This is a genomic window from Inhella sp., from assembly GCF_041912635.1.
Lineage (GTDB): Bacteria > Pseudomonadota > Gammaproteobacteria > Burkholderiales > Burkholderiaceae_C > Inhella.
Genome location: NZ_JAYRMO010000010.1, coordinates 13604 through 33561 on the forward strand (window position 1 = coordinate 13604; position 19958 = coordinate 33561).

The window sequence follows — 19958 nt, forward strand, 5'->3', positions numbered from 1 at the left end:
TGGGTGTGCGGATTCGAGGCGCGTACCCAGAGGTACGCAACGAGAAGCCGCACCCCAGTGCACGGTCGCTTCGGGGCTTGCAGCCGATTTCGTTCTGCCGCGCAGACTCCTAGGGCCACCCCCGTGTCGCGGGGGCCGCGACAATCCTGCCCATGCTCCTGACCCTGCACAGCGCCGGCACCGGCTTCGAGGCCGCCTGCCACATCCCCGCCCTGCCCGAAGGCCACCGCGCCCGCAAGCTGCACGGCCACTCCTTCTTCGCACAGGCGCGCTGCCTGCTGCCGAGCGGCTGGGCGCCTTTTCCGGGTGGCGAGGTGAATGCCCTGCGTGAACGCCTGGAGCAAGCCGCTGCGCCGCTGGACCATGCGCTGCTGAACGAGCTCCTGCCCAACCCCACCGACGAGAACCTGGCGCGCTGGCTGCAGCAGCGCCTGGCCGGCGGCGATGGCGACCCCGCCTTGCCCGGTGTGCAGCAGCTCAGCGTCTACAGCACCAGCCACAGCGGTGTGGACGTGGACCCGCGCGGCCAGGCCCATGTGTGGCGGCGCTACCGTTTCCAGAGCGCCCATTGGCTGCCCAATGTGCCCATGGGCCACAAATGCGGCCGCCTGCACGGCCATGGCTTCGAGGTCATCATTCACGCCAACCAGGACCTCGGCGGGCGCGACCTGGCGATCGACTATGACCAGCTCGACGCCCTGTGGGCGCCGCTGCACTTCGAGCTGAACTACCGCTGCCTGAACGAGCTCGAAGGCCTGGAGAACCCGACCAGCGAGATGCTCTCGCGCTGGATCTGGAACCGCCTCAAGCCGCTGCTGCCGGAGCTCAGCTGGGTCACGGTGTTCGAGACCGGTTCGAGCGGTGCCAACTACGACGGGGCGCGTTTTCGGATCTGGAAGGAATTCACGCTCGATTCCGCCGTGCGCCTGCGCCGCGCCCCGCCGGAGCACCCGCTGGCCGGCATCCACGGCCACACCTTCACGCTGCGCCTGCACCTGCAGGCCGAGCTGCACCAGCTGTACGGCTGGGCGGTGGACTTCGGCGATGTGAAGGAACGCTTCAACCCGGTGTTCAAGCGCCTGGACCACCACCCGCTGCACGAGGACCCAGCGCTCGCCGATGGCGACTGCGCCACGCTGGCCGCGCACATCCTGCGTGAGGCACGCACCGTGCTGCCGGAGACGGATCGCGTGGACCTGTACGAGACGCGCGGCTGCGGCGCCGTGGTGACACTCGGCGACACCAGCGAGCTGATCCCCGTCTGATCAGGTCGTCGTCAAAGGCCCGAGCGCGCTGTCGCGGAAATCGGGCGCCTGCCAGGCCTGCCACCAGCCGGGCAGTTGGCCGGCCGGCATAGGCCGGGCCAGGTGGTAGCCCTGGGCCTCGTCGCAGCCCCAATGGGCCAGCAGGGCCAGGGCGGTGGCGGTCTCGATGCCCTCGGCCACCACGGCCAGGCCCAGGTTGTGCGCCAGGTCGATGGTTGAGCGCACGATCTTGCGGTCGTCGGCCTCGCGCTCCATCGCCATCACGAAACTCTGGTCGATCTTGAGCTCCTGCACCGGCAGGTTCTTCAGGTAGGCGAGCGAGGAGTAGCCGGTACCGAAGTCGTCGATGGCAAGCCGAAAGCCCATGGCGTGCAACTGCTCGGTGGTGGCCAGGGCGCGCGCCGGGTCGTCCATGATGGCGCTCTCGGTGATTTCCAGGCACAGCTGCTCGGGCCGCGCGCCTTCCTGCTGCAGCATCGTGCGGATCTTGTCGGGCAGCTCGGCGTCCAGCAGGTCGCGGGTGCTCAGGTTGACGCTGATGCGCAGCGGGCAGCCCAGGGCCTCGGCCTCCACGGCAAAGCGGGCGCTGGCACGCAGCACCCAGGCGGTGAGCTGGCGCACGAAGCCGGTCTGCTCGGCGAAAGGGATGAAGAGCCCGGGCGGCACCAGGCCGCGCGTGGGGTGCTGCCAGCGCACCAGGGCCTCGGCGCTGTGCACCTCGCGGGTGTGCAGGTCCAGCTTGGGTTGCAGGAAGAGGCGCAGCTCCTCCTGCTCCACCGCGCGGCGCAGCTCGGTCAGCAGGCCCAGAGATTGCTGGCTGCCTTCGTCCATGGCCGGGTCGTAGAGCAGCACGCCATGCTGGCCGCGCTTGGCGGCGTACATGGCCAGCTCGGCGTGGCCGAGCAGGGCATCGGCCTCGCGCGCGTGGTCGGGGAAGAGCGCGATGCCGATGCCGGCGCTCACATCGATGGTCTGTTCGCCGATGGACAGCGGCCGCTCGAAGCCCTGTGCCATCTCACGCGCCAGGCCCAGGGCCTGGCTGGCGGCGGCGCCCTCGAACAGCAGCGCGAACTCGTCGCCGCCCAGGCGCGCCAGCAGGTGGCCGCTGCCGGACTGGGCCTGCAGGCGCTCGGCCACGCGCTGCAGCAGCTGGTCGCCCACGGCATGGCCGAGCACGTCGTTCACATGCTTGAAGCGGTCCAGATCCAGCATCAGCACCGCCATGCGCTCCTGCGGGTGCTCGCGCAGCCAGGTGCGCAGGCGCTCGACGAACTGGGCGCGGTTGGGCAGGTCGGTCAGCGGGTCCCAGAAGGCCAGGCGATGCACATCGGCCTCGCGCGCCTTGATGCCCTGGCGCATGGTCTCGAAGGCCTGGGCCAGTTCGCTGACCTCCCCGAGATTGCGCGGCGCCTGCACCGGGCAGTCGTAATCGCCGCGCCCCAGGCGCTCGGCACTGCGGGCCAGTGCACCGATGGGCCCGCTGATGCGGCGCGCCGTCACCACGCTGCCGATGGCAAAGGCCACCACGCCGGCCAAAGTGAGGGCCAGCAGGGTCCAGCGCAGGCTGTTGTAGGGGCCGATGGCCTCGCTGACCGAAGCGGTCAACAGGGCGCTGAGCTGCACGCCGTTGGCCGCGCCGCGCACCTTCAGGTCGAACAGGCGGCCGCGGCGCTCGTCGCCATCGGGCAGGTTGAGCCGGCGCGCCTGGTTCTGGCCCATTTCGGCCCGCGCCGCCTGCTCCATCAGCATGAGGGCCTTGTCGGCCTCCAGGCTCAAGGGCTTGCGCCAGGGGCCGCCGCCACGCACCAGCAGCAGGGCGTCCACATTGGTCAGGCCCTTCAGGTCGGCCAGCACGTCCTCATCCAGCGCAAAGCCCATCAGCACCGCCCCCAGCGGCCCGGGTGCACGCACCGGCACGCGCACCAGCTGATAGGGCTTTTCGTCCACCAGCACCAGGCGGGTGTCGCCCTCGGCGGGCGCGCCCTCGGGCAGGTCGGCGGCCAGGCCCACGAAGCGCTCGGGTTGCACACCGGCGCCGGCCACCAGGCGGTGCTCCAGGTCCTCGAAGGCGACCAGCGCCGCGCCCACCCGCTCGGCATGGTTGGCCAGCGCGTCGCGCAGGGTCTCGGTGCCGGCTTCCTGGTGCATCAGGCCGACGGCGCTGCGGAAGCCGTCGTCGGCGGCCAGCAGCACGGCGATGTCATGCTGGCGCAGCACGCGCTGGAACAGCAGGCGCTCCAGGCGGTGGCCGGCGGTCTTCAGATCGGCGTCGATCGAGGCCTCGGCATTGGCCTGCACCGAACGGTTGACCAGCACCACGCTGCCCAGCTGCACCAGCAGCAACAGGCCCAGGAAGAGGGCGACGATGCGCCCCTCGAGCCGGCGCAGGTCCAGGAAGGCCGGGCGCTGCATCACAGGCGCAGGCTCCGCTGCGTGCTGCCCGCCGGCAGGGCCTCGCTGCTCAGCACGGGCTCCTTGCGGCTGGGGTGCCAGGCGCGCAGGCGCAGGTTCGCGGCCTTGGCCGGCAGCTCCAGCGTGGCCCGGCCCTGCGCGTCGGTGACGGCGAACAGCGGGGTGTCGACGACGACGATGTGGGCGCTCATGCGGTCATGGATGTTGCAGCCCACCGCCACCACGCCGGCCTTGTCGAACAGCACCGGGCTGGCGGTCTCGCCCAGGTAGAGCTTGAGCTCGAAGCTCTTGGCAGCGGAGTAGGAATACACATGGTGGCGCACCGGGTCCTCGTTCGGGAAGCGCACCTCGGTGCCGGTCTGAACCACCAGCAGCTGCGGGCGGAACTGGCGGTCCTTCTGCGCCAACTCGGCCTGGGTGCCGGCGCGTGCGCGGGTGGGCAGGCCCTCGCCCTCGACGGCCACCACGGCCCCCGCCAGCGGCTGGCCCTGGGCATTGCTGACCTGCACGCTCAGCGGCTCGGCGAGCGCCAGGGGGGTCAGGAAACTTGCTGCAAGGGCCCACAGTCCGCGCATGTCCGCACTCTCCTCCAGAGAAGCAGACGATAGCGGGATTCAGGCGCGCAGGCGCCGCCCGCTCAGGGCTTCCACGGCCTGCAGCACCCATTGACGCAACGCCGCCCAGCCGTCCTGCGGCCAGTCGGGTTCGCGCAGACCCTTGGCGATGCCGTCCACCTTGTGGGCATTGACCAGCAAGGCGTCCAGATGGCCCAGGCTCAGGCGCGGCAGCGCGCGCTCGAACCACTTTTCCTTCGGCCCCCACACACGCGCCTCGCGCAGCGCCATCGGCAGGGGCTTGCCATCGGCCATCGCCCGCTTGGCGCGGCGCAGCGCGCGCACCTCGTCGGCCAACAGCCAGTGCAGGCGCACCACCGCCTCGCCCTCGGCCTCCAGGCCTTCGAGCAGGCGCAGGCAGCGTGCGGCGTCGCCGGCCCACAGGGCTTCGGAGAGCTGGGCCGCCTCGAAACGCGCCACATCGGTCACCGCGGCCTCGATCAGCTCGGCCGTCAAGGCCTGGCCGGGGTGCAGCAGGGCCAGCTTGTCCAGCTCCTGCTGGGCGGCGAGCAGATTGCCCTCCACGCGCTCAGCCAGCAGGCTCAGGGCCTGCTGGCCCTCGGCGCCTTCGGCCAGTTGCAGCCCGGCCTTGCGCGCGCGTGCGGCCAGCCAGGCGGGCAGGGCGCGGCGCTCGATCGGGTCGGCGCGCAGGCTCAGGCCGGCGCCATCCAAGGCCGTGAACCAGGCGCTGCCCTGCTGGGTCTTGTCCAGGCGCGGCAGGCTGACGAGGATCAGCAGATCCGGCCCGGCCTGCTGGGCCAGCTGCTGCAGGGCCTCGCTGCCTTCCTTGCCCGGCTTGCCACTCGGAATGCGCAGCTCGACGATGCGCCGGCTGGCGAACAGCGACAGCGCGGCCGATTCGCCCAGCACGCCGCTCCAGTCAAAGGCATTGCCCTGCACGGTGAAGACCTGGCGCTCATCGAAGCCCTGGGCGCGCGCTGCGGCGCGGATGCTGTCCAGGGCCTCGTTGGCGAGCAGGATCTCGTCGCCATGCACGAGGTAGACCCCGCGCAGGCCCTTGGCGAGCTGCTTGTCGAGATCGTCTAAACGAACTTGCATCGTTGCTCAGTCGGCGGCGGTGCTTGGATCGGCCAAGCGGCCACCGCGGAACCGGCTTTGCCGGGCCGCTGGTGGCGCCCCCTTGGGGGGAGGCGCCGGAAGGCGCTTCGGGGGGGTGTCATCTCAAGCGGACCGCCGCGAGGCGGCGCAGCAGCAGGTTCACGGCCTCGACCTGCATGGCGCGGCGCAGGTCCGCCTCCTCGTACTCCTTGGCCAGGGTGGCGGCCTCGGTGGTGCTGAGGTCACGTACCAGGCGCAGCTGGGTGGCGGGCAGCAGCAGGTCTTCGGCTGGGGTGATGAGGCGGTAGTCCAGCACCAGATGCAGCTGCCATTCACGCACCTGGCCGGCCGCCGTGCTGGCCACGGCCAGTTTGTGGTGCGATTCCTTCAGCGCTTCCAGCACCACCTGGGCCTGGGCACGCTGGGCCGTGAGCTGCAGCGGCAGGCGCGGCAGCTGGGCCTCAAGCGCCTCGCGCAGCGGCGAGCGCGGGTCAAAGCCCGCCAGGTGCAGGCGTTCGAAGGCGAAGCTGGGAGCGCCGCGCAGCCGGAAGCCGCAGCCCGCCAAGCCCGCCCCGGCCAGAAGAGCCAGGGCGCCGCGTCGTGGCAGCCTCATCAAAGCACCAGGTTGACCAGGCGACCCGGCACGATGACGATCTTCTTCGGTGCGGCGCCGTTGCTGAACTTCAGGAAGTCCTCGCTGGCCAACGCAGCAGCCTCGATGGCGGTCTTGTCGGCACCGGCGGGCACCTTGATGCTGCCGCGCAGCTTGCCGCCCACCTGCAGCATCAGCTCGATCTCGTCCTGCACCAGCGCAGCCTCGTCCACCTGGGGCCAGGGGGTGTCGAGCAGGTCGCCCAGCACCGCGGCGAAGCCCAGGTCCTCCCACAGCACATGGGTCAGGTGCGGGCAGGCCGGGTAAAGCGCGCGCAGCAGCACCGAGAAGCCTTCACGCACGGCGGCCTGGTCGGCCTCGCCCGCGGGCTTGAAGCCTTCCAGCGCGTTCAAGAGCTTCATCGCGCCCGACACCACGGTGTTGTATTGCAGGCGCTCGTAGTCGTGGCTGATCTGCTTGAGCACCAGGTGCACTTCGCGGCGCAGGGCCTTGGCTTCCTTCGAGATCGCGCTGAAATCCGTGCCGGCGGCGCGGATGCCGTTGCCCTTGCTGAAGCTGAAGTTCCACACACGCTTCAAGAAGCGGTGCGCGCCCTCGACGCCAGCGTCGTTCCACTCCAGCGTCTGCTCGGGCGGGCTGGCGAACATCACGAACAGGCGGGCGGTGTCGGCACCGTACTGGTCAATCAGCGCCTGCGGGTCGACGCCGTTGTTCTTCGACTTGGACATCGTGCCGATGCCGTTGTACTCGACCAGCGAGCCATCGCTCTTGAGCTTGGCGCCGGTGACCCGGCCGTCCTCGCCGAACACGTTCTCGACCTCATGCGGCCAGAAGTACTCGATGCCGCCCTTCTCGCCCTTGCGGCTGTAGATGTGGTTCAGCACCATGCCCTGCGTCAGCAGCTTCTTGAAGGGCTCGCTGACCTTGACCAGACCGAGGTCGCGCATCACCTTGGTCCAGAAGCGCGCGTACAGCAGGTGCAGGATGGCGTGCTCGATGCCGCCGATGTACTGGTCCATCGGCATCCAATACTGCGTGCCGCCGGCCACCATCGCCTCGGTGTTGGTCGGGTCGCAATAGCGCATGAAGTACCAGGACGAATCCACGAAGGTGTCCATGGTGTCCGTCTCGCGCGTGGCCGGCTTGCCGCACTTGGGGCAGCTGCAGCGCAGGAAGTCCTCGCGGTGTTTGAGGGGGTTGCCGCTGCCGTCGGGGATGCAGTCCTCGGGCAGCACCACCGGCAGGTCCTTTTCGGGCACCGGCACCGGGCCGCAGTCCTCGCAATGGATGATCGGGATGGGCGTGCCCCAGTAGCGCTGGCGGCTGATGCCCCAGTCGCGCAGGCGGAAGGTGGTCTTCTTTTCGCCCAGGCCCTTGGCCGCCACCAGCTCGGCCACCTTGCTCACTGCCTCGGCAAAGCCCAGGCCGTTCAGCACGCCCGATTCGATGCAGCGGCCGTTCTGCTTGTCGGCGTACCACTCATGCCAGGTCTTGCTGTCGTAGGCCTGGCCGTTGACGTCGATGACCTGCTTGATCGGCAGCGCGTATTTATTGGCAAAGGCGAAGTCGCGCTCGTCGTGCGCGGGCACGCCCATCACGGCGCCGTCGCCATAGCTCATCAGCACGTAGTTGCCGATCCAGACCTCGACCTGCGCGCCGGTCAGCGGGTGGGTGACGAACAGACCCGTGGGCTCGCCCTTCTTTTCCTGCGTGGCCAGCTCGGCCTCGGTGGTGCCACCGGCCTTGCAGTCCTCAATGAAGGCCGCAAGCTTCGGGCTCGTGGCGGCGGCGTGCGCGGCCAGCGGGTGCTCGGGCGCCACGGCGCAGAAGGTGACGCCCATGATGGTGTCAGCGCGCGTGGTGAAGACGTAGAGCTTGCCGTCCTGGATCAGCTGGCCGTCGGCGCCGCGGATCTCGTGCGGGAACGCGAAGCGCACGCCCACGCTCTTGCCGATCCAGTTCTCCTGCATCAGGCGCACGCGCTCGGGCCAGCCGCTCAGGTAGTTCGGGTCCTCGGGGTTGGCCACCGCGCTCAGCAGCTCATCGGCGTACTTGACGATGTTCAGGTAGTAGCCGGGGATCTCGCGCTTTTCCACCGGCGCGCCGCTGCGCCAGCCCTTGCCGTCGATGACCTGCTCGTTGGCCAGCACGGTCTGGTCCACCGGGTCCCAGTTGACGATTTGCGTGCGGCGCTCGGCGATGCCGGCTTCCAGCATCTTCAGGAACAGCCACTGGTTCCACTTGTAGTACTTCGGGTCGCAGGTGGCGACCTCGCGGCTCCAGTCGATCGCCAGGCCCATGGCCTGCATCTGACCCTTCATGACCGCGATGTTGGAGTAGGTCCACTGCGCGGGCGGTACCTTGCTCTTCAGCGCGGCGTTCTCGGCCGGCAGACCGAAGGCGTCCCAGCCCATCGGCATCAGGACGTTGTAGCCCTGCATGCGCAGCTGGCGCGCCAGCATGTCGTTGATGGTGTAGTTGCGCACATGGCCCATGTGCAGCTTGCCGCTGGGGTAGGGCAGCATGGAGCAGGCGTAGTACTTGGGCTTGCTCTGGTCTTCGACCACCTTGTAGGCGTCGATGGCCGCCCAGTGGGCGTGGGCACGCGCTTCGATGTCGCGCGGCGAGAACTCGGTGGAGGCGGTGGTGCTCATAGGGGTGCGATTGTCCTATGGCACCAACCTTCCCTTAGCGTGGCGCGGAGGCCGCCGCGGCGGTGACGAAGGCCAGGCGATTCAGCTTGGCCGTCTGCAGCGCATCCAGCAGCTCGGCCACGCGACCATAGGGCACGGCTTGGTCGATGGCGAGCTGCACCTCGGCCTCGGGTTGGGCCTGGGCCAGCTGCAGCAGGCGTTCGCGCAGCTGGGCCAGGCTCAACACATCCTGGTTCCACAGCAGCCGGCCCTGCGCGTCCAGGCTCAGCTGGAGCGGTTGTTCGGTGGGTTCCAGCGCCTGGGCGGCTTCCGCCTTGGGTAGGTCCAGTTGCAGACCGGAACTCATCAGCGGCGCAGCGATCATGAAGATCACCAGCAGCACCAGCATGACGTCGATCAGCGGCGTCATGTTGATCTCACTCATCGGCGCGCCCGGGTCGCGGCGTTCCAGGCGGCCGAAGCTCATCGTTGGCTTTTCAGAAACTCGCGGAGATCGTGCGCAAAGCCTTCCAGCTCGGCCTCGCAGGCGGCCACGCGCTTGCCGAACCAGTTGTAGGCCAGCACAGCGGGGATGGCCACGGCCAGGCCGGCGGCGGTCATCACCAGGGCCTCGCCCACCGGGCCGGCGATGCGGTCGATGCTGGGCAAGCCGCCCGCGCCCAGCCCCAACAGCGCCTGGTAGACGCCCCAGACGGTGCCGAACAGGCCGACGAAGGGCGCGGTGGCGCCCACCGAGGCCAGCAGCACCTGGCCGAACTGCAGGCGCGCCACGCTCTGGTGCAGGGCGTCGCGCAGCTGGCGGGTCAGGCGGGCTTCATTACCGGCTCCTTCGCCCAGCGAGCCGGCCGGCAGCGGCGCACGGCCGGCGTCGATCAGGGGCAGCAGGATGCGTTCGGCATCCAGGGCCTGCGCCTGGCTGCGTGCGCTGTCCCAGTCGGGCGCGGCCCAGAACAAGGGCAAGGCCCGGGCCAGGCTGCGGCGCGCACGCGTGAGCGTCACGCTGCGCCAGAGAATCAGCGTCCAGCTGCTGACCGACATCAGCAACAGCGCCAGGGCCACGGTGCGACCGACGCTGTCGCTGCCCGCCCAGAACTGGAGCCAGCTGCTCATGTCAGCTGCAGCGCGTCGGCCATGCCGTAGAAGCCGGCCGGCTGTTTCGTGAGCCAACGCGCCGCCAGCAGCGCCCCCTGGGCGTAATGGATGCGGCTGCTGGATTTGTGGGCGATCTCGATGCGCTCGCCGGCACCGCAGAACATCACCGTGTGGTCGCCCACGATGTCGCCACCGCGCACGGTGGCAAAGCCGATGCGCCCGGACTCGCGTGCACCGGTGTGACCCTCGCGGCTGTAGACCGCCACATCGGCCAGACGCTGCCCCTGCGCCTGGGCGATCACCTCGCCCATCTGCAGCGCGGTGCCACTCGGCGCATCGACCTTGTGGCGGTGATGCGCCTCGACGATCTCGACGTCATAGGCACCACCCAGCTGACGTGCAGCCTGGGCCAGCAGATTCATCACCACGTTGACGCCCACGCTCGTGTTGGGCGCCCACAGCAGGGGGAGCTGCGCCCCGGCGGCCTGCAGCTGCGCGCGCTGTTCGGCACTGAAGCCGGTGGTGCCGATGACCATGGGCAGGCGGCGCTGCGCGCACAAGGGCAGCAGTTGCAGACTGCCCTCGACACGCGAGTAATCGATCAGGACCTCGGCGTCCTGCAGCGCCTGGCCGGCATCGGCCGTGAAGCGCACGCCACTGCTGCGGCCCATGAAGGCGGCGGCGTCTTCGCCCAGGTGGGCCGACTGGGCGTGCAGCAGGGCGCCGCTGAGCTGCAGATCCGGTGCGGCCAGGATCTCCTGCACCAGCATCTGGCCCATGCGGCCGCTGGCGCCGGCCAGGGCCACGCGCAGTGGCGCGGCCATCAGCCTTTTTCCAGCGGCGGGAAGGCGCGGGTCGGGCCGCCGACTTCGTTGCTCGGCGGAGCCGGGCGCACCGGCTTGGGCAAGGCGTTGCGCTCAGCCTCACTCAATTCCAGCTTGGGCACATCGCCCTTGGGCTTGAAAGTATTGATCGAAGCGACGAACTCCTTCTCGGTCGGCAAGTCGCCGGGCACCTCAAAGCTTTTGAGCTTGTCGCCCTCGAAAAGCGCCACCAAGCGGCGCGCCTGCGGCGCAGCCCCCTGGCGGCGGATGGTGAACACATAGTCCCAGCGGTCGGCGTGGAAGGCGTCGGTCAGCATGGGCGAACCCAGCAGATCGCGGACCTGGTCGCGGCTCATGCCGGGCTTCACCTTCTCGGCGGCTTCCTTGGTCACCACATTGCCCTGGACGATCTCGACGCGATAGAGCGGCACCACGGCCATGAAACGGTCGTCATGGCCGACCCAGGAGCTGCAGGCGGACAGGCCGGCGAGGGCGGCCACAGCGGCCAGACCCAGGGTGGGGCGCGGAAGGCGGAACGAAACAGGCATGGGCGTCAATCAAGGGCTTGGACCGGGCAGGGCTTCGGTCCGGGTGCCGGGCGGCCCGGAGGGCTCGCTGGCTATGATCGAATGATTCTAGGCGGCCCCTCCAGCGCCCCGGCCCGGCCATGACGCACAGCGACGAAATCAAGAACAGCGGCCTCAAGGCCACTCTGCCCCGCATCAAGGTGCTGGAGGTCTTCCAGCGCGCCACGCGCCGCCACCTCAGCGCCGAGGATGTCTACAAGGCCCTGCTGGCGGAGGATGCCGACATCGGCCTGGCCACGGTGTACCGGGTGCTGACCCAGTTCGAACAGGCCGGCCTGCTGACGCGCAACCATTTCGAGGCCGGCAAGGCGGTGTTCGAGCTCAATCAGGGGCACCACCACGACCACCTGGTGTGCCTGAGCTGCGGCAAGGTCGAGGAATTCTTCGACGAGGCGATCGAGCAGCGTCAGCACGCCATCGCGCGCGAGCGCGGCTTCGAGTTGCAAGAGCATTCGCTCTCGCTGTACGCGGTCTGCATCCAGAAGGACTGCCCGAACCGCAAATAGCGCTACAGGGTTTCTTCGCCGCCGCGCTCCAACGCGCGTTGATGGCGCTGGATGAACTCCTGGTAGGTGTCGATGCCGCGCAGTTGCAGGATGGAGTTGCGCACCGCAGCCTCCACCAGCACGGCCAGGTTGCGGCCGGCGTCCACGGCGATCACCACCTTGCGGGTGGGCACGCCCAGCACATCCTCGTACAGCGGCTCATAGGGGAGGCGCTCGAACTCGCGCTCCAGGGTCTCGCGCCGCACCAGGTGGACGATGAGCTTGAGGCGCATCTTGCGGCGCACCGCCGTCTCGCCAAAGATGGCCTTGATGTCCAAGAGGCCGATGCCGCGCACTTCGAGCAGATTGGCCAGCAATTCGGGGCAGCGGCCGACGATGACGTCCTGGGCGATGCGAAAGAAGTCCACCGCGTCATCGGCCACCAGACCATGGCCGCGCGAGATCAGCTCCAGGCCCAGCTCGCTCTTGCCCAGGCCGGATTCGCCGGTCAGCAGCACACCCAGGCCGAGGATGTCCATGAACACGCCGTGGCGGGTGGTGCGCACGGCGCAGATCTGCGCCAGGTAGCTGCGCACCACGTCGATCACATAGCCGGCCGAGGCCTCGGTGGTGAAGAGCGGGATATCGGCACGGTCGCACATCGCCACCAGCTTGGGCGGCGCCGCGCTGCCATCGGCCACGATGATGACCGGCGGCTCCAGCGTGACGATGCGCGAGACACGCCGCTCCAGCACCTCGTCACTGGCTTCGGTGAGGTACTTGACCTCGCGCGTACCAACGATCTGCACCCGGTAAGGGTGGATGTAGTTCAGGTAGCCGACCAGATCGGCCGCCGACTGCGCCTCGCGCAGCGCGGCCTCGGCGAAGCGGCGTTCCGGGTGGGCATGGCCGGCCACCCAATGCCAGCGCAGGGCCTCGCGGTGCTCTTCAAACAGCCGGTCGGCGCTGATCGATACGGGTTTCATGCCGCCAGTATCGGCGCGACGGGTAACGCGTTCAGGCGGCGGAGCGCACCGGCTGCCAGTCGCTGATCAGGCGGTGCACCACGGCGGGGTCGGCCTCGGTCTTGAGGCGCTCGCGCAAATCCTTCTCGCTCAGCATCTCGGCGATCTCGGAGAGGATTTCCAGGTGGCGCTGGGTCGCCGCTTCCGGCACCAGCAGCACGATCAGGAGACTGACCGGCTCGTCGTCCGGGGCATCGAATCCAATGGCCTGCTGCACACGCAGCACAGCGGCCAGCGGGTTCTTCAGGCCCTTGATACGGCCATGCGGAATGGCCACGCCGTGCCCCAGACCGGTGGAGCCGAGCCGTTCGCGCGCGAACAGGTTGTCGGTGACCACCGCGCGGGCCACGCCCTGGTGGTTCTCGAACATCAATCCGGCCTGTTCAAACAGACGCTTCTTGCTGGTCGCTTCAACGTCCACCTGCACGTTTTGTGCGGGCAGGATGGCGGCGAGTCGGTTCATGGTCTTGGCTGGGCGGGGTCAGGAATCGACCCAAGAAGGACGCGAATTATAGAAATCACCCCCCGCTGCTGCGTCGAGTGGACTCTCCCAACAAAAAAGCGGCCCGTAGGCCGCTTTTTCGTGCTTGGGTGAAGGTTCAACCCGCAGCCCCCACGTCCATGCGCTTGGCAGAGGCGTGGTTATGGTCCTGCAGCATCTCCTTGTGCCGACAGACTTGGCGATCCAGCTTGTCCATCAGCTGATCGATCGCAGCGTACAGATCCTCGTGAGACTGCTCCACAAAAATGTCCCGACCCTTGACGTGTAGGGTGACTTCGGCGCGCTGCCGACGTTCCTTCTCCTTTTGTTTTTCCACCGTGAGCAGGACGTTGATGTCAACGACCTGATCAAAGTGGCGGGTCACCCGGTCCAGCTTGTTGACCACGTATTCACGCAGTGCTGGCGTCACTTCGAGGTGATGTCCGCTGATCGTCAGGTTCATAAAGGAGCCTCCTTTCAAGGCTTGGGCACAAAAACGCGCTGTGGCACCGCGGGTCTCAAAGCGGCGCGGCACAGCGCGGATAGGCGACCGGGTCGCGGTCATTGCAGCGATTGGCTTGGCCCTGCGCCCAGCCACCGAGGGGGCCGGGAGAGACGGCTCAGCAGCCGTCAAGGAAGGGACATCGAACTGCAACATGACTCCGGTAGCGAGGCCAGTGTGCCCACATCGGGCCGGGGCGGCAAGCCCCCGAAGCCTTTCGAAACCCCCTAGTTCTGCGCCAGATCAAAGCGGGATTTCGGCCGCCATAATGGCTCGTTTTCCAGCTCGGAGCCCCTCTTGGACAGCGATCACCCTCGGTGACCGTCCGCCCCGCTGCAGGCGTGTCGGCGTGACGGTGAAGCCCTCCTCCTCCCGCCCCCGGTTCGCCCCGGAACCCGAACCCCGCAGCGCCGATGCTGAACATCTTTTCGCTTGAGAACGGCCGCTTGGCCGGCTTGGCTCCCGACAGCTTTGACGGCCCCGACGCCGCCCGTCTCAAGCCCATCTGGATTGATCTCGAAGACCCGAGCGCCGACGACAAGCGCTGGGTGGCCGCGCATTTCGGCCTGCTGATCCCGGAAGACGCGATCGATGACGATCTGGAGGAATCGGCCCGCTTCTACGAAGAGGACGACGGCCAGCTGCACATCCGCTCCGACTTCCTGCGCCTGGACGACGAGGGCAATTCGCGCAACGTGCGCGTGGCCTTCATCCTGCACCGCAACACCCTGTTCTCGATCCGCAAGGAAGACCTGCCTGTGTTCCGGCTGCTGCGCTTGCGCGCACGCCGCACGCCGGCGCTGATCGACGACGCCAAGGATGTGCTGCTCAAGCTCTACGACGCCGACGCCGAGTACAGCGCCGATGCACTCGAAGGCATCTACGACGCGCTCAACGCCATCAGCGCGCGCGTGCTCAAGGAACAGGTGGACGACCAGACCGCCGGCGAGGTGCTGACGGCCATCGCCCGCGAGGAAGACTTGAACGGCCGCATCCGCCGCAATGTGATGGACACGCGGCGCGCGCTCAGCTTCATGATGCGCAGCCGCATGCTCAGCGCCGAGCAGTTCGAGGATTCGCGCCAGATCCTGCGCGACATCGACTCTCTCGACAGCCACACCGCCTTCCTGTTCGACAAGATCAACTTCCTGATGGATGCGACCGTCGGTTTCATCAACATCAACCAGAACCGCATCATCAAGATCTTCTCGGTGGCCTCGGTGGCCTTGCTGCCGCCCACGCTGATCGCCTCGGTATACGGTATGAACTTCAAGTTCATGCCAGAACTGGACCAGCCCTGGGGCTATCCCTTTGCCCTGGGGCTGATGCTGGTGTCGGTGGCGGCACCCTTCCTGTACTTCCGCCGCAAGGGCTGGTTGTGACGGCCATCCGCGCGCTGACCCTGGATCTGGACGAGACGCTGTGGCCGATCCAGCCCGTGATCGAGCGCGCCGAGACCGAGCTGCATGCCTGGCTGCGGCAGCACGCGGCGGCCACGGCGGCGCGCTTTGACGTGCCGGCCCTGCAGGCCTTGCGCGATGCGGTGGCGCTCGAGTTCCCGGACCGCGCGCACGACTTCACCTGGCTGCGCCGCGAGTCCATCGAGCGTGCGTTGATGCTTGCGGGCGATCCACCGGAGCTGGCCGAACCGGCCTTCGAGCACTTCTTCGATTGGCGGCACCGTGTGGTCCTGTTCGACGACGCACTGCCGGCGCTCCAGCGCCTCTGCGGTCGCTACCCGATCCTGGCGCTGACGAACGGCAATGCCGAGCTGGCACGCATCGGCCTGGCGCCCTACTTCGTCGGCCGGCTGAGCGCGCGCGAATTCGGGCGCGGCAAGCCGCACGCGGACTTCTTCCATGCCGCCTGCGCGCAGCTGGGCTTGACCCCAGGCCAGGTGCTGCATGTGGGAGACGACTGGGCGCTGGACATCGAAGGCGCCCACGGCGCCGGCCAGCCCAGTGCCTGGATCTGCCGCCCGCACCATGGGACCAAGCCGGCCTGGGCCCAGGCCAAGCCCTGGTTCGAGGGCGCCGACCTGTTGCAGCTGGCGGATCGCCTAGGCGCCTGAGGCCAGCATCGCCACCCCAGCGGCGATGCAGAGCGCGCCGAGCGCGCGCGCGACTCGATCGGATTCCTGCAGCAGGTGGCCGCCGATCAGCGCGGCGAACAGCATCGAGCATTCACGCGCCGGGGCGACGGTGGACAGCGGCGCCGATTGCAGCGCCCACAGCACCAGGATGTAGGCCAGAGGGCTGACGCTGCCGACGATCAGCACCGCCTTCCAGTCTGCCGCCCAGGTACGCGCCAGCGTGCCGGCCGGGCGCTGCGCCAGAAAGGGCAGCAGCAGCGGCAGGCGCAGCACATTGCAGAGGTAGTCGAGCAGCAGCGGGCTGACGGCGAGCACCTTGACACCATAGGCGTCGATGACGGTGTAGCCGGCGATCAGCGCCCCCGTCAGCGCGCCCCAGCGCAGACCGGCCCGCACCGGGGGCGTGAGCGCGCGCCGGCGCAGCAGGCCGGACAGCAGCAACACCCCGAACAGCAGCGTGGCAATGCCCGCCCAGCCCCAGGGCCCCGGGCGCTCGCCCAGGAGCAGCACGGCGGCCAGGCTGGAGAGCAGCGGGCCGCTGCCACGCGCCACCGGGTACACGACGGTCAGGTCGGCCTTGCGGTAGCCGATCAGCAGCGCGCTGAAGTAGCCCAGGTGCACGACCGCACTGAGCGCCACCACGGCCCAGGACTGCCAGCCCCAGGCACCCAGCTCGCGCCAGGCCACCCACAGGCCCAGCGGTGCCCAGAGCGTGATGACGGCCAACGCGCACAGGGTCTGGAAGGCGATCTGATCGCCCTCCCCACCGCTGCGCGCCTTTTTTGCGGCGATGTTCCAGCCGGCGTGCAGCAGCGCGGCCAGCAGCACCAGGGCCAGGGCCTGCGCGCTCAAGCTGGCGACCCGGTGCGCAGCCAGTACTCGCTGCGCGCGTAATGGGCGCGCAGGTGCTCGACCCACAGGCGCACCCGCAGCGGCTGCAAGGAGCGCTCGGGTGTCACCGCGTAGATGCCATTGGGCGGCGCCGCAAAGGCATCCAGCACCGAGACCAAGCGCCCGGCCTGGCAGTCGCCCGCCACCTCCCAGCTGCTGCGCCAGGCCAGGCCCAGTCCCTGCAGGCACCACTCGTGCAGGACCTGGCCATCGCTGCAGTCCAGCCGTCCGCCCTGGCGGTGGTAGTGCATCTGCCCGTCGATGCGGAAGGCCCAGCCGCGCGTCTGGCTGGCGTCCGAGCTCAGCATCAGGCATTCGTGCTGCAGCAGCTCGCGCGGGTGCTGGGGGGTGCCGGCACGCGCCAGGTAAGCCGGCGCGGCCACCACCAAGCGGCGGTTGTCGGCCAGACGCTGGCTCACCAGGCTGGAATCGGGCAGGTCGCCCACCCGCACCGCGCAGTCGTAGCCCTCGTGCACCAGGTCGATGACGCGATCGGCCAGGTTCAGCGAAACGCGCAGCTGTGGGTGCTGGGCCAGGAAGCCGGGCAACAGGGGGGCGACATGGCGGCGACCGAAACCGGCCGGCGCGGTGAGGCGCAGATGGCCGCTGGCCTGCGCGCCGCCGGCGCTGACCAAGCTCTCGGCCCCAGCCAGCTCGGCCAGGATGCGCTGGCAGTCTTCCAGGTAGTTCTGGCCCTCGGGCGTGAGCGTGAGCTTGCGCGTGGTGCGGTGCATCAGGCGCACGCCCAAGCGCGCCTCCAGCGCGTCGATGCGCCGACCGATTACCGCGGGCGCCACATCCTCCAGCGCCGCCGCGGCCGTGAAGCTGCCCCGCGTGGCCACGGCCACAAAGGTCTCGATCTGGGTGAAGCGGTCCATGGCGGGTCGATTATGTGCATTTCAGTCACAAATGAACCGCATGGAATGGGCTTAATCCCTGCAGCAGATCGCACTAAATTGCGGCCAAGCCCGCTGTTTCGGAGATTCTTCATGACCCATCCCATCGCCATCCACCGCCTGCAGGTGGCCGCCCCGCTCAAGCGCTTCATCGACGAGGAGGTGCTGCCCGGCACCGGCCTGTCCAGCGACCAGTACTGGGCCGGCTTCGACGCCATCGTCCACGAGCTGGCGCCCAAGAACGCCGCCCTGCTGGCCGAGCGTGAGCGCCTGCAGGCCGAGCTGGACACCTGGCACCGCGCCCACCCCGGCCCCATCCGCGACATGGCGGCCTACCAGGGCTTCCTGAAGCAGATCGGCTACTTGGTGGAGCCGCCCGCCCAGGTGCAGGCCGAGACGGCGAACGTGGACGCTGAGTTGGCTCAGCAGGCTGGCCCGCAGCTGGTGGTGCCGGTGATGAATGCCCGCTACGCGCTGAACGCCGCCAATGCGCGCTGGGGCAGCCTGTACGACGCGCTTTACGGCACCGATGCCATCCCTGAGACCGAAGGCCGCGAGAAGCAGCGCCCCCTTGACGCTTCGCGTCGCCCCCCCGAGGGGGATGCCGGTCTTGGGAGCGGCCCGGCGCCCGGCGCCGGCGCCTACAACCCGGTGCGGGGCACCGCCGTGGTGGCCTTCGCCCGCCAGTTTCTGGACGAGGCCGCGCCGCTGGCCGCCGGAAGCCACAGCAGCGCGCGCGCCTATGCGGTCGTGAACGGCCAGCTGCAGGTGGATGGCGTGGGCGCCCTGAAGAACCCGGCGCAGTTCGTCGGCTACCGCGGTGAGCCCGCCGCGCCGACCGCCGTGCTGCTGCGCCACCATGGCTTGCACATCGAGATCCAGATCGACCGCAGCCACCCCATCGGCAAGACCGACGCCGCCGGCGTGGCCGACGTGGTGCTGGAAGCCGCGCTCTCCACCATCCTGGACCTGGAGGACTCGATTGCGGCGGTGGACGCCGAGGACAAGGTGCAGGCCTACCGCAACTACCTCGGCATCCTCAAGGGCACGCTGAAGGAAACCTTGGCCAAGGGTGGCAAGACGATCGAGCGCACGCTCAACCCGGACCGCGTCTACACCTCGGCCCAGGGCGGCGAGCTGGTGCTGCCAGGCCGCTCCCTTCTGTTCGTGCGCAATGTCGGCCACCTGATGACCAACCCGGCCGTCACCCTGAAGGGCGGCCGCGAGATCCCCGAGGGCATCCTGGACGCGCTGGTGACGGTGGCCATCGCCCTGCACGACGGCAAGGGCCCTGTGAAGAACAGCCGCGCCGGCTCGATCTACATCGTCAAGCCCAAGATGCACGGCCCCACCGAGGTGGCCTTCGCTTGCGAGATCTTCAGCCGCGTGGAGCAGCTGCTCGGCCTGGCGCCCAACACGGTCAAGCTGGGCATCATGGACGAGGAGCGCCGCACCTCGGTCAACCTGGCGGCCTGCATTGCCGCCGCCAAGAGCCGGGTGGCGTTCATCAACACCGGCTTCCTGGACCGCACCGGCGACGAGATGCACACCGCCATGCGCGCCGGCCCGATGCGCCGCAAGGCCGACATGAAGAGCTCGGAGTGGATCCAGGCCTACGAGAAGCTCAACGTCAAGGTGGGCCTGGCCTGCGGCCTGCGCGGTCGCGCCCAGATCGGCAAGGGCATGTGGGCCATGCCGGACCTGATGGCCGCCATGCTGGAGCAGAAGATCGCCCACCCCAAGAGCGGCGCCAACACCGCCTGGGTGCCCAGCCCCACCGCCGCCACCCTGCACGCGCTGCACTACCACCGCGTGGACGTGCCGGCCCTGCAGCGCGAAATCGAGGCCCAGGGCTTCAGCGCCGAGGAGCGCACCACCCTGCAGACCCAGCTGCTGACCGTGCCGGTGGCCGCCGAGCCCAACTGGAGCGCGACCGAGCGCCAGCAGGAGCTGGACAACAACGTGCAGGGCATCCTGGGCTATGTGGTGCGCTGGGTCGAGCAGGGCGTGGGTTGCTCCAAGGTGCCCGACATCCACAACATCGGCCTGATGGAAGACCGCGCCACGCTGCGCATCTCCAGCCAGCACATCGCCAACTGGCTGTTGCACGGCGTGGTGACGGAAGCCCAGGTGCGCGAGACCTTCGCGCGCATGGCGGCCGTGGTGGATGGCCAGAACGCCGGCGACCCGGCCTACGCGCCAATGGCGCCGACGCTGGGCACCGCCCAGGTGTCAGCCGCCTACCAGGCGGCGCTGGACCTGGTGTTCAAGGGCGTGGAGCAGCCGAGCGGCTACACCGAGCCCTTGCTGCACGCCTGGCGCCTGAAGGTGAAGGCCGCCGCGGCGGCCTGAGGACGAAGCCCCCGGCCGCGGCCGGGAGCTTCAAACGGCTTCGCTGCCCGGGCGGCGGGCCCCCCCCCCCCCCCCCGCCCGCGGGGCCCGGGGGGCGGGGGACCGGCAGCCCGC

The 19958-nt window shown here is 69.0% G+C and carries 19 protein-coding genes; 5 read left to right on the forward strand and 14 right to left on the reverse strand.

The genetic code is table 11. The annotated features are described in order from the left end of the window. Window positions 1–152 precede the first annotated feature (152 nt). Window positions 153–1265 carry a 6-carboxytetrahydropterin synthase gene (locus tag ACE3QP_RS07685; RefSeq protein WP_374434919.1) on the forward strand — a complete coding sequence of 371 codons (1113 nt, stop codon included), beginning with the start codon at window positions 153–155 and terminating at the stop codon, window positions 1263–1265. Here ACE3QP_RS07685 and ACE3QP_RS07690 read toward each other — a convergent pair whose 3' ends face one another. From ACE3QP_RS07690 to ACE3QP_RS07730, 9 genes are all read right to left on the reverse strand, one after another. Next, window positions 1266–3677 carry a putative bifunctional diguanylate cyclase/phosphodiesterase gene (locus tag ACE3QP_RS07690; protein WP_374434920.1) on the reverse strand — a complete coding sequence of 804 codons (2412 nt, stop codon included), beginning with the start codon at window positions 3675–3677 and terminating at the stop codon, window positions 1266–1268. Continuing rightward, window positions 3677–4252: a methylamine utilization protein gene (locus ACE3QP_RS07695; protein WP_374434922.1), complete on the reverse strand. Its 576-nt coding sequence runs from the start codon at window positions 4250–4252 to the stop codon at window positions 3677–3679. Before ACE3QP_RS07695 ends, ACE3QP_RS07690 begins: the two co-directional genes overlap by 1 nt. Window positions 4253–4291: 39 nt before the next feature. Then, window positions 4292–5350 carry a DNA polymerase III subunit delta gene (holA, locus tag ACE3QP_RS07700; protein ID WP_374434924.1) on the reverse strand — a complete coding sequence of 353 codons (1059 nt, stop codon included), beginning with the start codon at window positions 5348–5350 and terminating at the stop codon, window positions 4292–4294. 118 nt (window positions 5351–5468) lie between these two features. Next, window positions 5469–5963 (reverse strand): LPS assembly lipoprotein LptE, encoded by a 495-nt coding sequence (gene lptE / locus ACE3QP_RS07705; RefSeq protein WP_374434927.1) that lies wholly within the window; start codon window positions 5961–5963, stop codon window positions 5469–5471. Next, a complete protein-coding gene (gene leuS, locus ACE3QP_RS07710) occupies window positions 5963–8617 on the reverse strand; it encodes a leucine--tRNA ligase (protein ID WP_374434929.1) in 2655 nt (884 codons plus the stop codon). Before leuS ends, lptE begins: the two co-directional genes overlap by 1 nt. 34 nt (window positions 8618–8651) lie before the next feature. Further along, the gene (locus ACE3QP_RS07715; RefSeq protein WP_374434930.1) at window positions 8652–9083 is read right to left on the reverse strand and encodes an ExbD/TolR family protein; all 432 of its coding nucleotides are present in this window, start codon (window positions 9081–9083) and stop codon (window positions 8652–8654) included. Next, window positions 9080–9727 (reverse strand): MotA/TolQ/ExbB proton channel family protein, encoded by a 648-nt coding sequence (locus tag ACE3QP_RS07720; protein ID WP_374434932.1) that lies wholly within the window; start codon window positions 9725–9727, stop codon window positions 9080–9082. The genes ACE3QP_RS07715 and ACE3QP_RS07720 overlap by 4 nt, the downstream gene beginning before the upstream one ends. Further along, window positions 9724–10533: a 4-hydroxy-tetrahydrodipicolinate reductase gene (gene dapB / locus ACE3QP_RS07725; RefSeq protein ID WP_374434933.1), complete on the reverse strand. Its 810-nt coding sequence runs from the start codon at window positions 10531–10533 to the stop codon at window positions 9724–9726. The genes ACE3QP_RS07720 and dapB overlap by 4 nt, the downstream gene beginning before the upstream one ends. After that, the gene (locus ACE3QP_RS07730) at window positions 10533–11081 is read right to left on the reverse strand and encodes an outer membrane protein assembly factor BamE (protein WP_374434934.1); all 549 of its coding nucleotides are present in this window, start codon (window positions 11079–11081) and stop codon (window positions 10533–10535) included. The genes dapB and ACE3QP_RS07730 overlap by 1 nt, the downstream gene beginning before the upstream one ends. Window positions 11082–11200: 119 nt before the next feature. Here ACE3QP_RS07730 and fur point away from each other — a divergent pair, with 119 nt between their 5' ends. Then, window positions 11201–11626, forward strand: a complete 426-nt coding sequence (fur, locus tag ACE3QP_RS07735; protein WP_198112128.1) for a ferric iron uptake transcriptional regulator — start codon at window positions 11201–11203, stop codon at window positions 11624–11626. Window positions 11627–11628: 2 nt separating this feature from the next. Here the strand turns inward: fur and hprK are convergent, their stop codons facing one another. The 3 genes from hprK to hpf form a co-directional block, all read right to left on the reverse strand. Beyond that, window positions 11629–12591 (reverse strand): HPr(Ser) kinase/phosphatase, encoded by a 963-nt coding sequence (gene hprK / locus ACE3QP_RS07740; protein WP_374434936.1) that lies wholly within the window; start codon window positions 12589–12591, stop codon window positions 11629–11631. Window positions 12592–12622: 31 nt separating this feature from the next. Continuing rightward, window positions 12623–13093, reverse strand: coding sequence for a PTS sugar transporter subunit IIA (locus ACE3QP_RS07745; RefSeq protein WP_198112130.1), 471 nt, complete (start codon window positions 13091–13093; stop codon window positions 12623–12625). A gap of 136 nt (window positions 13094–13229) precedes the next feature. Beyond that, window positions 13230–13574 (reverse strand): ribosome hibernation-promoting factor, HPF/YfiA family, encoded by a 345-nt coding sequence (gene hpf / locus ACE3QP_RS07750; RefSeq protein WP_374434937.1) that lies wholly within the window; start codon window positions 13572–13574, stop codon window positions 13230–13232. A 452-nt stretch (window positions 13575–14026) separates the two neighbouring features. Between hpf and corA the strand changes: the two genes are divergently transcribed. Together corA and ACE3QP_RS07760 are read left to right on the forward strand one after the other, a co-directional pair. Beyond that, complete coding sequence (corA, locus tag ACE3QP_RS07755; protein WP_374434939.1) at window positions 14027–14995, forward strand: magnesium/cobalt transporter CorA; 969 nt, start codon at window positions 14027–14029, stop codon at window positions 14993–14995. Further along, window positions 14992–15684 carry an HAD family hydrolase gene (locus ACE3QP_RS07760; protein WP_374434941.1) on the forward strand — a complete coding sequence of 231 codons (693 nt, stop codon included), beginning with the start codon at window positions 14992–14994 and terminating at the stop codon, window positions 15682–15684. Before corA ends, ACE3QP_RS07760 begins: the two co-directional genes overlap by 4 nt. Here the strand turns inward: ACE3QP_RS07760 and ACE3QP_RS07765 are convergent. Together ACE3QP_RS07765 and ACE3QP_RS07770 are read right to left on the reverse strand one after the other, a co-directional pair. Continuing rightward, complete coding sequence (locus ACE3QP_RS07765; protein ID WP_374434942.1) at window positions 15673–16557, reverse strand: EamA family transporter; 885 nt, start codon at window positions 16555–16557, stop codon at window positions 15673–15675. The two genes, ACE3QP_RS07760 and ACE3QP_RS07765, sit on opposite strands and share 12 nt — an antisense overlap. Further along, the gene (locus tag ACE3QP_RS07770; protein WP_198112134.1) at window positions 16554–17474 is read right to left on the reverse strand and encodes a LysR family transcriptional regulator; all 921 of its coding nucleotides are present in this window, start codon (window positions 17472–17474) and stop codon (window positions 16554–16556) included. Before ACE3QP_RS07770 ends, ACE3QP_RS07765 begins: the two co-directional genes overlap by 4 nt. Before the next feature lie 111 nt (window positions 17475–17585). Here ACE3QP_RS07770 and ACE3QP_RS07775 point away from each other — a divergent pair, with 111 nt between their 5' ends. After that, complete coding sequence (locus ACE3QP_RS07775; RefSeq protein ID WP_374434944.1) at window positions 17586–19844, forward strand: malate synthase G; 2259 nt, start codon at window positions 17586–17588, stop codon at window positions 19842–19844. Window positions 19845–19958 lie beyond the last annotated feature (114 nt).

Excerpts from the sequence above, each read along its gene's own strand:
- corA (WP_374434939.1), top strand. The coding sequence starts at position 14,027 with ATGCTGAACATCTTTTCGCTTGAGAACGGCCGCTTGGCCGGCTTGGCT.
- hprK (WP_374434936.1), bottom strand. The coding sequence starts at position 12,591 with ATGAAACCCGTATCGATCAGCGCCGACCGGCTGTTTGAAGAGCACCGC.
- ACE3QP_RS07695 (WP_374434922.1), bottom strand. The coding sequence starts at position 4,252 with ATGCGCGGACTGTGGGCCCTTGCAGCAAGTTTCCTGACCCCCCTGGCG.
- leuS (WP_374434929.1), bottom strand. The coding sequence starts at position 8,617 with ATGAGCACCACCGCCTCCACCGAGTTCTCGCCGCGCGACATCGAAGCG.
- holA (WP_374434924.1), bottom strand. The coding sequence starts at position 5,350 with ATGCAAGTTCGTTTAGACGATCTCGACAAGCAGCTCGCCAAGGGCCTG.
- ACE3QP_RS07715 (WP_374434930.1), bottom strand. The coding sequence starts at position 9,083 with ATGAGCTTCGGCCGCCTGGAACGCCGCGACCCGGGCGCGCCGATGAGT.
- fur (WP_198112128.1), top strand. The coding sequence starts at position 11,201 with ATGACGCACAGCGACGAAATCAAGAACAGCGGCCTCAAGGCCACTCTG.
- lptE (WP_374434927.1), bottom strand. The coding sequence starts at position 5,963 with ATGAGGCTGCCACGACGCGGCGCCCTGGCTCTTCTGGCCGGGGCGGGC.
- dapB (WP_374434933.1), bottom strand. The coding sequence starts at position 10,533 with ATGGCCGCGCCACTGCGCGTGGCCCTGGCCGGCGCCAGCGGCCGCATG.
- ACE3QP_RS07685 (WP_374434919.1), top strand. The coding sequence starts at position 153 with ATGCTCCTGACCCTGCACAGCGCCGGCACCGGCTTCGAGGCCGCCTGC.
- ACE3QP_RS07770 (WP_198112134.1), bottom strand. The coding sequence starts at position 17,474 with ATGGACCGCTTCACCCAGATCGAGACCTTTGTGGCCGTGGCCACGCGG.
- ACE3QP_RS07775 (WP_374434944.1), top strand. The coding sequence starts at position 17,586 with ATGACCCATCCCATCGCCATCCACCGCCTGCAGGTGGCCGCCCCGCTC.
- hpf (WP_374434937.1), bottom strand. The coding sequence starts at position 13,574 with ATGAACCTGACGATCAGCGGACATCACCTCGAAGTGACGCCAGCACTG.
- ACE3QP_RS07690 (WP_374434920.1), bottom strand. The coding sequence starts at position 3,677 with ATGCAGCGCCCGGCCTTCCTGGACCTGCGCCGGCTCGAGGGGCGCATC.
- ACE3QP_RS07730 (WP_374434934.1), bottom strand. The coding sequence starts at position 11,081 with ATGCCTGTTTCGTTCCGCCTTCCGCGCCCCACCCTGGGTCTGGCCGCT.
- ACE3QP_RS07720 (WP_374434932.1), bottom strand. The coding sequence starts at position 9,727 with ATGAGCAGCTGGCTCCAGTTCTGGGCGGGCAGCGACAGCGTCGGTCGC.
- ACE3QP_RS07745 (WP_198112130.1), bottom strand. The coding sequence starts at position 13,093 with ATGAACCGACTCGCCGCCATCCTGCCCGCACAAAACGTGCAGGTGGAC.